The organism is Synechococcus sp. A18-25c (assembly GCF_014280035.1).
Lineage (GTDB): Bacteria > Cyanobacteriota > Cyanobacteriia > PCC-6307 > Cyanobiaceae > Synechococcus_C.
In genome coordinates, this window is the sequence record NZ_CP047957.1 from 2,497,314 (window position 1) to 2,511,360 (window position 14,047).

Here is a 14,047-nt window from a genome sequence, read left to right on the forward strand (position 1 = left end):
TCAGCCTTTCGTGCGCAACGCACCGACCAGCCACACCAGCACGAATGCCAGCGAAGAGACACCGAGGTAGATCAACACCCACTTCTGAATCGTGGCGATCTCCCAGCCAAACAACAGACCATCAGCCGCATCCCCCGCCGTTGTGAAGGCAAAGGTGATGAGGCTCTGGAGAGCGGCCATCAGGCGAAACGCGAAGATCAGACCATGCTGCCGCGAAACAAGCGATGACGACCTTTCCCGCCACGGTGATGCTGCTGGGCAGTGGTGAACTTGGCAAGGAAGTTGCAATTGCCGCCCAACGCCTGGGCTGCAGGGTGATCGCCTGTGATCGCTACGACAACGCCCCAGCGATGCAGGTGGCGGACGTGGCGGAAGTGCTGCCGATGACAGAACCGGAGGCTCTCCTGGAGGTGGTGCGCCGCCACCGTCCAACGGTGGTGATTCCCGAGATCGAAGCACTAGCAGTGAATGCACTGACAGAGCTCGAAGACGACGGCATCACCGTGATCCCAACGGCCCGGGCCACAGCCGTGACAATGAACAGGGATCGCATTCGCAATCTTGCCGCCGAAGAACTCGGCCTGCGCACAGCGCGATTTGCCTACGCCGCTAGCGCGGAAGAGCTCCATCAAGCGGCAGAACCTCTGGGCTGGCCGGTGGTGGTGAAGCCTGTCATGAGCTCCTCCGGAAAAGGCCAGAGTGTGGTGGAGCGGGCTGAGGACCTCGACCAAGCGTGGGAAGCAGCCATGGCAAATGCCCGTGGCACGTCGGCCCAAGTGATCGTTGAAGAATTTCTGCGCTTCGACCTGGAAATCACCCTGCTGACCATCCGACAGCGGGATGGATCCACCTTGTTCTGCCCGCCCATCGGTCATGAGCAGACCAACGGGGATTATCAGTGCAGCTGGCAACCCGCTGCCCTGAGTGCAGAGCAGTTGGAACAAGCCCAGGCCATGGCCCGCACTGTCACGGACAACCTTGGTGGTGCCGGACTGTTCGGCGTCGAATTCTTCCTCTGCGGAGATGAGGTGATTTTTTCGGAGCTCTCACCCCGTCCTCATGACACCGGACTGGTCACCTTGATCAGCCAGAACCTCAGTGAATTCGAGTTGCATCTAAGGGCCGTTCTGGGTCTGCCAATCCCCGCAATCCACTGCACGGAATCGGCAGCGAGCCGTGTGATCCTCGCTGACCAGCATGGCAGTCGCGTCAGCTTTAGGGGTCTGGAAGAGGCGTTGAGCCAACCCGACACCAATGTTCTGCTGTTCGGCAAAGCCCAGCCAAGACCTGGACGACGCATGGGCGTCGCCCTCGCCCGCGGGAAGGATCGAATCGAAGCTCAGGCCAAAGCGGACGGCAGTGCTGCAGCGGTCACGCTTCAGATCGAAGACTGATCGAGGCGCGACCGGGCGCTGAGGAATCGGTAGTGCTGGAGTCCTTCCAGCACGCCGGGCAATCGTGAGCGATTGGCGAAATAGACCCGCTTCTGCTGCCGGCAGCCATCCAGGCACGGGTCATGGTCAGCCGGAACGACGGCTGCCGGGAGACCCTGCACCAGTTCCACATCCCCCTGCTGACTGGCCACCACCAAGATCTGCTCGAGCGGCAGCTTCCAGCGCAGTGACAGAAAACGGATCGCCTCGCTGCGAGATGCACGCAGCGGCAACACATCCAGAAACCAATGACAGCGCAGGTGCGGACGGGCAGGCTGACCGTGCTGCCGCAGACGCTGGCGAATCAGGGGAAGCACAGATGGGCCGGACTGACGCAGGAGATAACTGACTTTGAATTGCCCCTGATGCTCGGGTTTCTGAAGGTCCATGTGATCGTCCAGGTCAGCGAGGGTCCGCTCAACCGCCATCCGCGACCAATCGACGCCGATCTGGGCTTGCCAGAAACGATCCGCCACCTGGTCCTGACCGTAATGAATCTGTGTTCCCGCCTGGGTGATCCAGACCTGAGGATCAGGGAGGTGCAGTTCAGCGAAGCGTTGGCGGGCGACGGACAAGGAACGACCGGTGATGATTCCCAGGCCGGTGCGAACCGCCTGAGCAGCGGGAGCGATCAACTGTTTCCGCAAAATTTGCAGATCCTCTGCCGCCGGGTGTTCCAGGCTGCTGTCGAGATCCAGCAGCAGCAAGCGGGATCCAAGAGGACTGAGCGATGAATCCTGCTGAATCAATTGAGATGTGGCTGGCACGGCGTTGGAACGTTTGAGCCGCTCCTGCATGAGGGCCATGTAACTGCAGACATGGGCATCCCAGCTGTAGTGACGACTCACCGCCTCAACACCGTTATCGCTCCAGCGTCTCCAGCGATGGCGATCCGCTCCCGCTCGCTCGAGACCGTCCTGAACCGATTCGAGATCAGTCACATCCACCAGCAGGCCGTTGTCACAGCGGCGCAGGATTTCGCGTGGACCACCGTCATCGGTCGCCACCATCGGCAAACCGGAGGCGGCCGCCTCCAGGAGCGTGAGACCAAAGGGTTCGGTCAGCGCAGGATTGACGAACAGACCCTGGCGAGCCGCAGCCCAGCGGTAGATCAACGGCACCTGATCACGACGGTGCTGTTTGGGATACGCCACCAATCCATAGAGGTCGTATCGATCAACCAGTTCGAAGATCTGCTGAAACACCTCCCGTTGCTGACGATCCATCTGACGGGAGTCCTCTCGCGTGCCCAGCACCAACACCAGGTTGTGCCGCTGACGCAGCACAGCGGAGCGACCGAAGGCCTCGACCAGCGCGGGAATGTTCTTGCGGCGATCGGCTCTGCAGATTGCCAGCAGAGGAGGTCGATCGGGATCACGCAAAAAGGAGCTCAGCAACTCCGAGACCTGGACAGACTCATCAACACTGCCCAAAGGGTGGAAACGTCTTGAATCCACACCCGGAGGAACCACCTGGGCACACTCCGACTTGAAACGTCCATAGCGGCAATACTGTTCATCGCGTTCCTGTCGCGTGCTGGTGATCACAAGATCGGCATGGGCCAAGGCCAGTTCCTCAGCATCGATCCGCCTGCTGATCGAGTACGACTGTTCGATCTGCTCATGATCGCCACCGGCCGCCAGCAATCGGCGCAGTTTCTCTCGACCGAGGGAATGCCCAGTGAATACAAGAGGAATTCCAAGCCGTCGACTGACTAATGCGCCCACATACCCTGCATCGGCGTAGTGGGCGTGGATCCAGTCAGGACGATTGTCCGAAACCTGAAGGTGACGAACCAGCTGATCAGCCAACTCATCGAGATAAGGCCAAAGCTGTTCCTTGCGCAGATAGCGCCGAGGCCCAAAGCTGAATCGACGGATCGATGCCCCAGGTGCGATCGATTCATGCGGTTGGGCGTAATCCAGGGACATCCGACGGTCCTGAATCAAACGCGTCACCACCTCGACATGATCCACCTCAGCGCGGTTGGCGAGGCTGCGCACAAGCTCAAGCACGTAAAGGGTCTGACCACCGGTATCCGCGTCGCGGCCAAGTTCCAGATCATGGGATCGAAACAAGCCATGGAGATGCAGATGCAGCAGCTTCAGTCCCAAAATGTCTCCAACACGAGCAGGAACAAGTCCTGGTGTCCGGTTCAAGGGTGAGGGGATCTAGAGATTGGAAACGTAAAAAAAATCTGAGAAGTTTCGTTGAAGCGTTGTTGAACCAGGCCAAACAACTTGCAAGAACTGAACTCTGAGGGAGTAAAACACTGGAAAAATCAGCTGATTGAATGTTGAGAATTAGACACAAAATGCTTGATTGATCCAAGAATTGTCGTAACGAATCTCATAACTTTGGAGTGATATCAAGAAGAGGTACCCGTTCATTCCCCCAGCCACCACTGCTGAAACGGAATGAATCAGTCACCTCCAACTGTTCGTTGATCCAGGCCAAGATGAGTGGGGCGAGAACCGGCGGCTCTTCGGCATCAATCGGAGCCCAGAGATTGAAGTGATCGCCACCGGAGGCCAACACGATCCGATGACCGTTCGCCATTGGCTGACCATTGCGCAGAGGAACAACCGCCTCCGGATCCGAAGGCACCACCCAGTCGCGGGTGCCACTCACCAGCAGCACCTTGGCGTGCATTGCAGGACCACTCGACTCATCAAAGAGCAATCGCAGAGGCGGGCTCACGACCACAGCGGTCCGAACCCTGGGATCGGCCAAGGATCCCTGGTCAGCTCCATCCAGCCAGCTGCACTGCAACAACCAGCTGAGGTTGCGATCGGGATCATTGGGATCCAGGCAACGGACAGCGAGCTTTCTGCTGGTGGTTTGCAACCCACTCAACTGAAGAGCGCTTGTGGCACCCCAGGAGTGGCCAACGACCGCGACAGCATCGGTATCAAGTCTGAACTCCGACAACAGTTGACCGGCAGCGACGGCATCGATCAGCGCGGTGACATCCATCGGACGCAGTCGCAGCTCTTCTGACGATGGTGGGGGTTGTTCACCCTGAAGAAGCGCTCGCTGCTGCTCCGCATCGCTGCCGGGATGGCGGGGTAACAACACGGCGAAGCCATGGGCTGCCAAAAGATGCGCCCAGCCCTCAAAACTGGCCGGTTCATCCCAGAGACCATGGGATATGACCACCAGACGACCATTGGAGGATCGCTTAGGAGCGATCACCGTCACCTCCAGAGGCCGGACGCGATGGGCCACAGCAACGGATCGATGATCGCGGCTCCAACCGGAATCAAGACCCGCCATCACCTCGGCAGAAACCGGTGTGGCGGCCGTGGTCTGCTGCACCAGTGCCCTGGCATCATCCTGATTGCGCCGCAGACGATTGGCGTAGAAGGCCAGCACCTCGAGATTCAACGTGATCTCCTCACCAGGCACATGGCGAAGCAAGCCCAGAAGATGAGGCTCATCGTCGCGGTAGGCCGCGGCCAGAGCATCCGCGAGCATGCGACCACTGGTATCAACGGGAATACCGGTGACTTGCACCAGTTCAGACGCAGCGATCAAAGCCTGCTCGAACAAGGGATGACCAAGCGACTGATTGACGATGTCCCCTGTGGTTTGAGGAAGAGGTGCGGTGAGCAAAGCCTCCATCAGTCGCTGGACTGCACCACTGCCCGCACGATCAAGTTCCTGCAGATCCGGATTGGAATCAATCAACTCCTGGGCCGTATATGCCCTGGTGAGGTCGAGACTGAATTGTTCCTCAAACAGCGGCAGCGTAAACGTGAGCCGATCAGCCGCAGCGGACGGTTGAACCAGCAACAACGACCCCAAAGCAGCGGTGAGTGCAGGGATCCGAAAGCGCTGGACAAGCCTCATGCCGCGAGGGGGAGGTTCTCCGGTGGATGCTGCTTCAACACTTTGGCGAGGTAACGCCCTGTGTAGCTGGTTGGGTGTTGAGCAACCTCCTCTGGCGTTCCACAGGCCACGATCTGACCACCGCGATCACCTCCCTCCGGTCCCAGATCAATCAACCAATCAGAGCAGCGAATCACATCAAGATTGTGCTCAATGCAGATGATCGAATTGCCCTTGTCCACCAACCTCTGCATCACATCCATCAATTTGTGCACGTCATAGAAACTGAGACCGGTGGTGGGTTCGTCGATCAAATAGAGCGTCTTGCCGGTGGCTCGCCTTGACAACTCCGTGGCCAACTTCACCCGCTGAGCTTCGCCTCCGGACAGGGTTGGTGCCGGCTGACCGAGCTTCACGTATCCGAGGCCAACATCCACGAGGGTGCGCAAGCGATCAGCCGCCTGGGGAATCGCCGAGAACACATCGGCCGCCTGTTCCACGGTCATCTGCAGAACATCAGCAATCGTGTAGCCCTTGTAGGTGACTTGAAGGGTCTCGCGGTTGAACCGTGCTCCCTTGCAGACATCACACTGCACGTAGACGTCTGGCAGGAAATTCATCTCGATCACGTTCACACCCTGCCCCTTGCAGGCCTCACAGCGACCGCCTTTGACGTTGAAGCTGAACTGACCCACCTGATAGCCACGGGCCTTGGCTTCAACAGTGGCAGCAAAGACCTGACGGATCGGATCGAACGCGCCGGTGTAGGTCGCAGGGTTGGAGCGAGGCGTCCGGCCGATCGGTGATTGGTCGATCACAATCACCTTGTCGATTGACTTCAGTCCGCGCAGCTCACCCAGACCGCTAGGGAACGGAACTTTGTGGCCAAGACCGTGCTCGAGTGCGGGATGAAGCAGCTCATTCACCAGGGTGCTCTTGCCGCTGCCACTCACACCGGTGACGGACACCAACCGACCCAGTGGAAACTCCACACTCACATTTTTGAGATTGTTGCGGGAGCACTCCTGAAGCTTGAGGCTGCGCGTCCCTGCCAAACGACGCTCAGGAGGGGTGGGGATGCTGCGCTCACCACTGAGGTAGGCCCCTGTGAGGGACTCCTCCGCATTCAGAAGATCCTGCAACGATCCCTCGGCCACGATGTGGCCGCCATGCACACCGGCACCCGGACCGATGTCCACCAGGTGGTCAGCGGCGCGAATCGTGTCTTCATCGTGTTCCACCACCACGAGGGTGTTACCCAGGTCTCGCAGCCGCTCGAGGGTGGCCAGCAAACGGTCGTTATCCCGCTGATGCAAGCCGATGCTCGGTTCGTCGAGCACATAGAGCACCCCGGTTAGACCGGCGCCGATCTGCGTGGCCAGGCGGATGCGTTGCGCTTCGCCGCCTGAAAGGGTCATCGCCGGCCGATCAAGACTCAGGTAATCCAATCCGACATCCAGGAGAAAACGCAGGCGCATGCGGATTTCACGCAGCACGAGATCACCGATCTGCATTTGGCGATCGGTCAGCAGCGGTTGCTCGCCCTCGAATGCACCGACACCCATCAACTGCTCAATCCGTTCCAGGGTCTGGCCCACGCTCACAGCGGTGAGATCGGTAATCCGATAAGGCCCGATCCGAACGGCCAGAGCCTCAGGACGCAGACGTTTTCCAGCGCAGCTGGAACAAGGCACCAGTTCCAGATACTTCTCCAACTTTTGACGCTGGGACTCACCACTGGCGTCACGGAGCTGTCGCTCCAGAATCGGCAGGATGCCCTCAAATGGACGGTGATAGCCCGTCTGACCCTTGCGATAACGGCTGTCTGCCTGGATCAAGATGGGATCTCGGCTGCCGTTGAGCAGCACGTCTTGCTGCTCTTCCGTCAGCTCCTGCCAAGGGGTCTTGATCTCGAAACCGAACGCCTCACCGACGGAGTAGAGCAAGGAGAAGTAATAGGAATTGTCTTTCTCGGCCCAGGGGGCCACAGCGGCGTACACCGGCAGGGAAGGATCTGGGATCACCCGCTCACGGGTGAACTTGCGCAAGTGGCCGATGCCGTGACAAGCCTCACAGGCACCGTATGGACTGTTGAAAGAGAACAACCGAGGAGACAACTCCTCGATCACTGAGCCGTGTTCAGGACAAGCGAAGTTCTCCGAATAGAGGCGCTCTCTTTCGAGCCCTTGAGGGAGTTCCTCGTCTTTTTTGGGAACCACCTCAACGATGGCCAAACCATCGCCGCGCTTGAGCGAGGTGCGCAATGAATCTGTCAGTCGTTCCTGGATGCCCTCCCGGGCAACGAGGCGATCCACCACCACTTCAATGTTGTGATTGTGGTTCTTGTCGAGCTCGATGTTGTCAGCAAGTTCGCGCACCTCTCCGTTGATGCGAACTCTGGCGAAACCCTCAGCAGCTAAACCACTGATCAACTTGGTGTGGGTCCCTTTCTTGCCGCGCACCACCGGTGCCAGCAGCTGATAGCGAGTTCCCTCCGGCAGAGTCAGAATCTGATCGACCATCTCATCGATGGTCTGAGGGCGAATCGGCCGATCACACTTCGGGCAGTGAGGTTCGCCGGCGCGACCGAACAGCAAACGAAGGTAGTCCTGAATCTCCGTGACAGTGCCAACTGTTGATCGGGGATTGTGACTGGTGGATTTCTGATCGATCGAAATAGCCGGTGAAAGCCCTTCGATGGCATCCACATCCGGCTTGTCCACCTGTCCCAGAAACTGGCGGGCATAGGCAGAAAGACTCTCGACGTAACGGCGCTGACCCTCCGCAAAGATCGTGTCGAAAGCGAGTGAGCTCTTACCACTTCCGCTCACGCCGGTGAACACCACCAACTTATTGCGGGGGATGGTGACATCAACGTTCTTGAGGTTGTGCTGGCGGGCCCCCCGCACGCGGATCACGTCCTCATCGGATCCAGCACTCAGGCTGACCGGCTTCGCCGGCGATGAGGCCTTCGAGTTGGGAGCGGTGCGCCCCATACGGCTGGATCTCGGGAACTGAGGATTCTACGAAGATCGGAGGGTGGTCAGGCAGCCTTCTGATCCAGCAGGCTGGCCGCATAGGCCTTGGCCTCCTGAAGATCGCCACCCGCTAGTTCCGCCAATTCCTGTTGACGCGCCTGAGTGTCCTGCAGTTGGGACACCTGAGAGCAAGTCACACCATCGCTGATGGCTTTGCTGACGCGGAAATGATGATCCGCCGCGGCCGCCACCAGCGGTTGATGGGTCACGCAAAACACCTGACGGTGACGCGACAACCTGCGCAGGAGATCCGCCATGGCACCACTGACGCGTCCACTCACGCCAGTGTCGATCTCATCAAAAAGGAGTGTGCTGGATCCGTCCACATCCGCCAGACAGGTCTTCAGCGCCAGCAGAAAACGGGACATCTCCCCGCCTGAAGCGACATCAGCGAGCGGCGCCAGCGGCTGTCCGGGATTGGCGGAAAACAGAAACTGCACAGCATCGGCCCCGCTCTCGCTCGGATCGGCGGGCTCCACAGCCACTTCAAAACGAACATTGGCCAAACCCATCGGCCGGAGATGCCCCATGAGCTGCTCCTGCAACCGCGCGGCCACAGCAAGCCGCCGGACGCGAAGCGCAGCATTGCCTCGATCACGAACAGCACAGGCGGCGCGCTCTTGGTCACGCAATCGCTCCAAAAGCCCATCAGCACCTCCAGACTGTTGCCGATCACGCAGCTCGTCGCGTTGCTGGATCAAGGTCTCCAGTTCCTGTCCATGACGTCGTTCAAGACGCTTGAGTTGAGCCAACCTGTCTTGAAGGAAGGCCAGGCGTTCGGGATCACTCTCCAGGGATGCGCCATACGCCTCGAGGCCACGAATCAGATCCTGCACACCGGCCTCTAGATCAAGACATTGCTCCTTCAGGGATTGAAGCGAGGCATCCAGTGCCTGCATCTGCTGCAGTTCATGGGTGCATGCCACCAGATGATCCAACGCAGACGGTGCCTGCTCTGCCCCGTCCTGCAGACGCCCGATTAGCAGAGCGAGACCCTCCTGGAGACGCACACCGTGCACCAACCGATCCTGCTCAGCCTCCAGCTGGGCGATCTCAGCAGGGTCATCGAGTTCGGCACTCTCCAGTTCCACCAGCAAGGCATCCAGCTCCTCCCGCTGCTGATCCAACTGCAGACGATCCCTCTCCGCCTGCTCCAACGCAGACCTGCAGTGCAGCCAGTCCTGCCAGTGACGGCGCACCTCAGACAACTCCTGTTCCAGGGGAGCTCCACCAAGATGATCCAGCCAGCGTTTCTGCTGACCAGGACGAGCCAGTTGCTGGGTCTGCCCTTGCACGGTGAGATCAATCAGCAGAGGGCGGAGAGCCAGCAGCTGCTGACGATTCACCATCACCCCATTCAACCTGGAACGACTGGTCAGCCGATCCTCCTGACGTCGCCATTCACGGCTGACCACGAGCTCCTCCTCTCCCTCAGCCAGCTGCTGTTCCTCCAGCCAGCGCAGGGCGGCCCTGCCAGGACGAAACGTCGCTTCAATCACTGCTCGCTCACAGCCGGAACGCAACAACCGCACAGCCGCACTGGCCTGAACACCTCCCAGGGCCGCATCCAAGGCGTCAAGAAGAATCGATTTGCCCGCTCCCGTTTCACCGGTCAGCACAGAAAAACCTCGGTCAAACGCCAGCTCCAGGCTGTCGATCAGGGCAATGTTTTCAAGTCGCAAACCGGTGAGCACAGCAGAACCCGGTGGTGATGCCGACCGTAGCGGCGGCTCAGCTCGTTTAGAAGGGGGGAGATAAGGCATTCAGGCCTGTGGCCCCACAAGAACTCGGAGATTTCATCGAAGCCGCCGGTCTGCTCACGTATGACCCGGCCGAAATCACGCGCATCTACGCAGGACACCCCCAGCGACTGCTGCGGCGCCTCTGGCAAACCCTGGTACCGATTGGCCTGCTGCTGATCGGCATTGGCTTCGACTGGTTTTTTGGGCTGCTGAAGGATCAGCAGCGCGCCAGAAGCCGAGCGCGCGAATGCGCCGAGTTGCTGGTGGATCTTGGTCCCGCCTTCATCAAAGCTGGACAGGCTCTGTCGACCCGACCCGACATCGTTCCGCCCGTTCTGCTGGAGGAACTGGCGCAACTGCAGGATCAACTCCCTGGATTCGACAGTGATCTGGCCATGGCCTGCATCGAGGAAGACCTCGGTGGTCCCGTCGACAGCATCTATGCCGAACTGGAGCGTGAGCCGATCTCAGCGGCCTCGCTCGGACAAGTCCACAAAGGGGTTTTGAAGGATGGCCAACGCGTGGCCGTGAAAGTTCAACGCCCGGGACTGCGTGAACAGATCACTCTGGATCTGTACATCGTGCGCAATATCGCTGCCTGGCTCAACAGCAACATCGGTCTGATCCGCAGTGATCTGGTTGCCCTGATCGATGAATTGGGTCGGCGGGTGTTCGAGGAGATGGACTACCTCAACGAAGCGGGCAACGCGGAAAAATTTTGTGAGCTCCACCGACACAACCCCCGCATCGCGGTTCCCCGGATTTACCGAGAAGCCACGAGCCGAAGGGTGCTGACGATGGAATGGATCGACGGCGTCAAACTCACCAATCTCGAAGCAGTGCGCGAGCTCGGGATCGATCCCGACGACATGGTGGAAGTGGGTGTGAACTGCAGCCTGCAGCAACTTCTTGAGCATGGCTTTTTCCATGCTGATCCCCACCCTGGCAATCTCCTAGCCCTGTCCGACGGGCGACTTTGTTATCTCGATTTCGGGATGATGAGTGAGGTGACGCGAGAATCCCGCACTGGCTTGATTCAGGCCGTTGTTCACCTGGTGAACCGCAACTTCGGCAAACTCTCCAAGGATTTCGTCAGCCTCGGCTTCCTCGCTGAAGACGTAAACCTCGAACCGATTGTTCCGGCCTTCGAGACTGTGTTCAGTCAGGCACTGGAAGCGGGCGTCAGCCGGATGGACTTCAAAGCAGTGACCGACGACCTCTCCGGGGTCATGTACAAGTTCCCATTCCGAGTTCCCCCGTACTACGCCCTGATCATCCGATCGCTGGTAACGCTGGAAGGCATCGCATTAAGCGTGGATCCCGACTTCAAAATCCTCGGAGCGGCTTACCCCTATTTCGCGCGCCGCCTGATGGAAGATCCAGATCCTCAACTGAGGCAAAGCCTCAAGGAGATGCTGTTCGACGGCGACATTTTCCGCTGGACACGCCTAGAAAATCTGATGGCCAGTGCAGCCAGCCAGGACCAATTGGATCTAGAGATCCTGCTGGATCAAGTTCTTGATTTCCTGTTGTCAGCCAATGGAGGGATGTTGCGACATCAGCTTGTGGAAGCTGCAGCCGACCAGCTCGATTCGCTGGGATGGATGACCCTTCAACGCCTGGGCCGTCGCCTGCCACGGCCCCTACAACCGCCCTTGCTGATGCAGGCGAACTCGGAGTTCAATCAGAACGTTTACCTCGACCTTGAGCCGATACGGCAACTCGTGCATGTGCTGCAGCAACTTCCTGGCTTCACCCCTGATCTGCTGTTCAGCCGCTTGCCAAGACTGATGCGAGAACCTGATGCAAGACGCATGGGCGTCGAGCTCGCTCAGGGATTGGCCGAACGCGGAGTTGTCCGGTTGGTTAGAGCGGCAGCAGGAGTCTCCCCCTAGATTCCGAGCGCTTCGATCTGGCCATGTCTGCACGATCACGCCTTCGGCGGCAAGCCCTTGCAACAGGTTCAGCACTCGCCATTAGTGTTCTGAGCTGCTTCCAACCTGCCCATGCCGCCAAGGATGTGGCCCTCGTCAGTGGTGCATTCATCCGTTCGCTCAGCGTGGCCGATTTGTCCTACCTGGCTGAAACTGGAGAAGCCCGAGGACTCCTTGCCAATCTTCTGAAATTGAACCGGCAGGATCCAGCAGAAGTCGCAAACCTTCTGAATCAGGAGATCGACTTACCACTGGTGTTGACCAGCCGACTGATGTCAACACGGATCGGCGATGTGATCCTGACACGCGTTGCCAGAATCATTTACCCCCTGAAAGTGCCGGCCCCGTCAGTAAGCGTGCCGGCCATCCGCGCCGGAGTGATTAACGGCATGCAGATCGGAGAGGGAGGCCTAACCGCCATCAAATTTCTCGAGGCCTACCCTGCCGAGGTGATGGAGATCAACATTCCAGCGCTGATGGCTGTAATCGAAAAAGCTGAATCCATTGCCGGATTGGTGCAGTTCTTCTCTGACTCTCCGCTGGATGGTCTTAAGGACGGCGGCAACTAAAGGACGGCAGCTGGACCAGGGAGCAGGGCCTGCAACATAGATTCCTGAAGAAGATTGCCCGCCGCAGGTGTCACTGCTCAACAGCCTCCGTCGCCGTTTCTCCCCGGCTCCTGTCATGCAGGACTGGCCAGGGCTGATTGAGGCCTACCGATCCTGGTTGCCTGTGAGTGACTCCACGCCTGTGGTGACCTTGCGCGAAGGCGCAACTCCGTTGATCCCGGTCCCTTCCATTGCCGAGCGGATCGGCAATGGCGTGAAGGTCTACGTGAAGTACGACGGACTGAATCCCACGGGTTCTTTTAAAGATCGGGGCATGACAATGGCCATCAGCAAGGCCAAGGAGGCCGGCTGTGAAGCGGTGATCTGTGCCAGCACGGGCAATACATCCGCAGCAGCGGCCGCCTACGCCCGCCGTGCCAGCATGCGTGCCTTCGTGCTGATTCCGGATGGCTATGTCGCCCAAGGCAAGCTGGCGCAGGCACTGGTCTACGGCGCTGAAGTGCTGGCGATTCGCGGAAACTTCGACCGTGCACTGGACATCGTGCGTGAAGTCTCCGACCAATACCCGGTCACCCTTGTGAATTCGGTGAATCCCTACCGATTGCAGGGACAAAAAACAGCAGCCTTTGAGTTGATCGATGCCCTCGGTGACGCTCCGGACTGGTTGTGCATCCCGATGGGCAACGCCGGAAACATCACGGCTTACTGGATGGGTTTCCAGGAGTATCACCAAGCCGGTCGAAGCCGCACCCTGCCTCGAATGATGGGTTTTCAGGCCAGTGGGTCAGCCCCCTTGGTGAACGAAACCACCGTCGCAGATCCTGAAACCATCGCCACAGCCATTCGCATCGGCAATCCCGTCAATCGCGAGAAAGCGATCGCCGCTCGAGCCGCCAGCAATGGCGCTTTCCTAGATGTGACCGATGACGAAATCATCGAGGCCTACAAATTGCTCGGTGGGCAGGAAGGCGTGTTCTGTGAACCGGCCAGCGCCGCTTCCGTAGCCGGTCTTCTGAAGCGCAAAGAAGAGGTTCCAGCCGGAGCGACGGTGGTCTGTGTACTGACTGGTAATGGACTGAAAGATCCTGACTGCGCGATCAACAACAACGATGCGGCCTTCCATACGGATCTCACCCCAGACCTGAGCACCGTGGCCAAGGTGATGGGTTTCTGATCAACACCATCTGTTGAAACAAGGATCACACGGTTTGATCAACACAGGCTGATCAAGCTGAGCTCCCTTCTCCAAGGGGGCTTTTTTTATGACAGATCACACCAGACACCCTGCCAATGCGCCATACCAGCTCACAAACCGCCTGCGGAAGACGACGAAAAACGTTGTCCTCAACCCGTGGAAAACCGAGGCAAACCAACCTCCGTGAGGCCAAGCGACCTTTCCCCACCCTGTTAATTCTGTGAAGAACCGGGTTTTCTCCGCAGTCCTGATTCGTGATTCCTCAGGACTGTGAAAGACCAACCATTGCTCCTGCAGTGGGTTTT

At 58.8% G+C, this 14,047-nt stretch carries 9 protein-coding genes; 4 read left to right on the forward strand and 5 right to left on the reverse strand.

Features of this window, described 5'->3' with window-relative positions:
- Entirely contained in the window at positions 1-180 is a 180-nt protein-coding gene (locus SynA1825c_RS13450) for a cytochrome B6 (protein ID WP_186469741.1), read from the reverse strand.
- Positions 181-224: 44 nt separating this feature from the next.
- On the opposite strand from SynA1825c_RS13450, the gene purT reads away from it, so the two are divergent.
- Positions 225-1,394 (forward strand): formate-dependent phosphoribosylglycinamide formyltransferase, encoded by a 1,170-nt coding sequence (gene purT / locus SynA1825c_RS13455; protein ID WP_186469742.1) that lies wholly within the window; start codon positions 225-227, stop codon positions 1,392-1,394.
- Here purT and SynA1825c_RS13460 read toward each other — a convergent pair.
- The 4 genes from SynA1825c_RS13460 to recN all read right to left on the reverse strand — a co-directional run bounded on the left by SynA1825c_RS13460 (position 1,379) and on the right by recN (position 9,996).
- Positions 1,379-3,547 carry an HAD family hydrolase gene (locus SynA1825c_RS13460; RefSeq protein WP_186471242.1) on the reverse strand — a complete coding sequence of 723 codons (2,169 nt, stop codon included), beginning with the start codon at positions 3,545-3,547 and terminating at the stop codon, positions 1,379-1,381. The genes purT and SynA1825c_RS13460 overlap by 16 nt on opposite strands.
- A 235-nt stretch (positions 3,548-3,782) precedes the next feature.
- Positions 3,783-5,285 carry an alpha/beta fold hydrolase gene (locus SynA1825c_RS13465; protein WP_186469743.1) on the reverse strand — a complete coding sequence of 501 codons (1,503 nt, stop codon included), beginning with the start codon at positions 5,283-5,285 and terminating at the stop codon, positions 3,783-3,785.
- Positions 5,282-8,260, reverse strand: a complete 2,979-nt coding sequence (uvrA, locus tag SynA1825c_RS13470; RefSeq protein WP_186469744.1) for an excinuclease ABC subunit UvrA — start codon at positions 8,258-8,260, stop codon at positions 5,282-5,284. The genes SynA1825c_RS13465 and uvrA overlap by 4 nt, the downstream gene beginning before the upstream one ends.
- Before the next feature lie 47 nt (positions 8,261-8,307).
- On the reverse strand, positions 8,308-9,996 hold the full coding sequence (gene recN / locus SynA1825c_RS13475; RefSeq protein ID WP_186471243.1) for a DNA repair protein RecN: 1,689 nt from the start codon (positions 9,994-9,996) through the stop codon (positions 8,308-8,310).
- A 77-nt stretch (positions 9,997-10,073) separates the two neighbouring features.
- Here recN and SynA1825c_RS13480 point away from each other — a divergent pair, with 77 nt between their 5' ends.
- The 3 genes from SynA1825c_RS13480 (at position 10,074) to thrC (ending at position 13,721) form a co-directional block, all read left to right on the forward strand.
- On the forward strand, positions 10,074-11,939 hold the full coding sequence (locus SynA1825c_RS13480) for an AarF/ABC1/UbiB kinase family protein (protein ID WP_186469745.1): 1,866 nt from the start codon (positions 10,074-10,076) through the stop codon (positions 11,937-11,939).
- Between the two features lie 23 nt (positions 11,940-11,962).
- Complete coding sequence (locus SynA1825c_RS13485) at positions 11,963-12,547, forward strand: alpha/beta hydrolase (protein WP_186469746.1); 585 nt, start codon at positions 11,963-11,965, stop codon at positions 12,545-12,547.
- Between the two features lie 115 nt (positions 12,548-12,662).
- Positions 12,663-13,721 (forward strand): threonine synthase, encoded by a 1,059-nt coding sequence (thrC, locus tag SynA1825c_RS13490; protein WP_186471244.1) that lies wholly within the window; start codon positions 12,663-12,665, stop codon positions 13,719-13,721.
- Positions 13,722-14,047 lie beyond the last annotated feature (326 nt).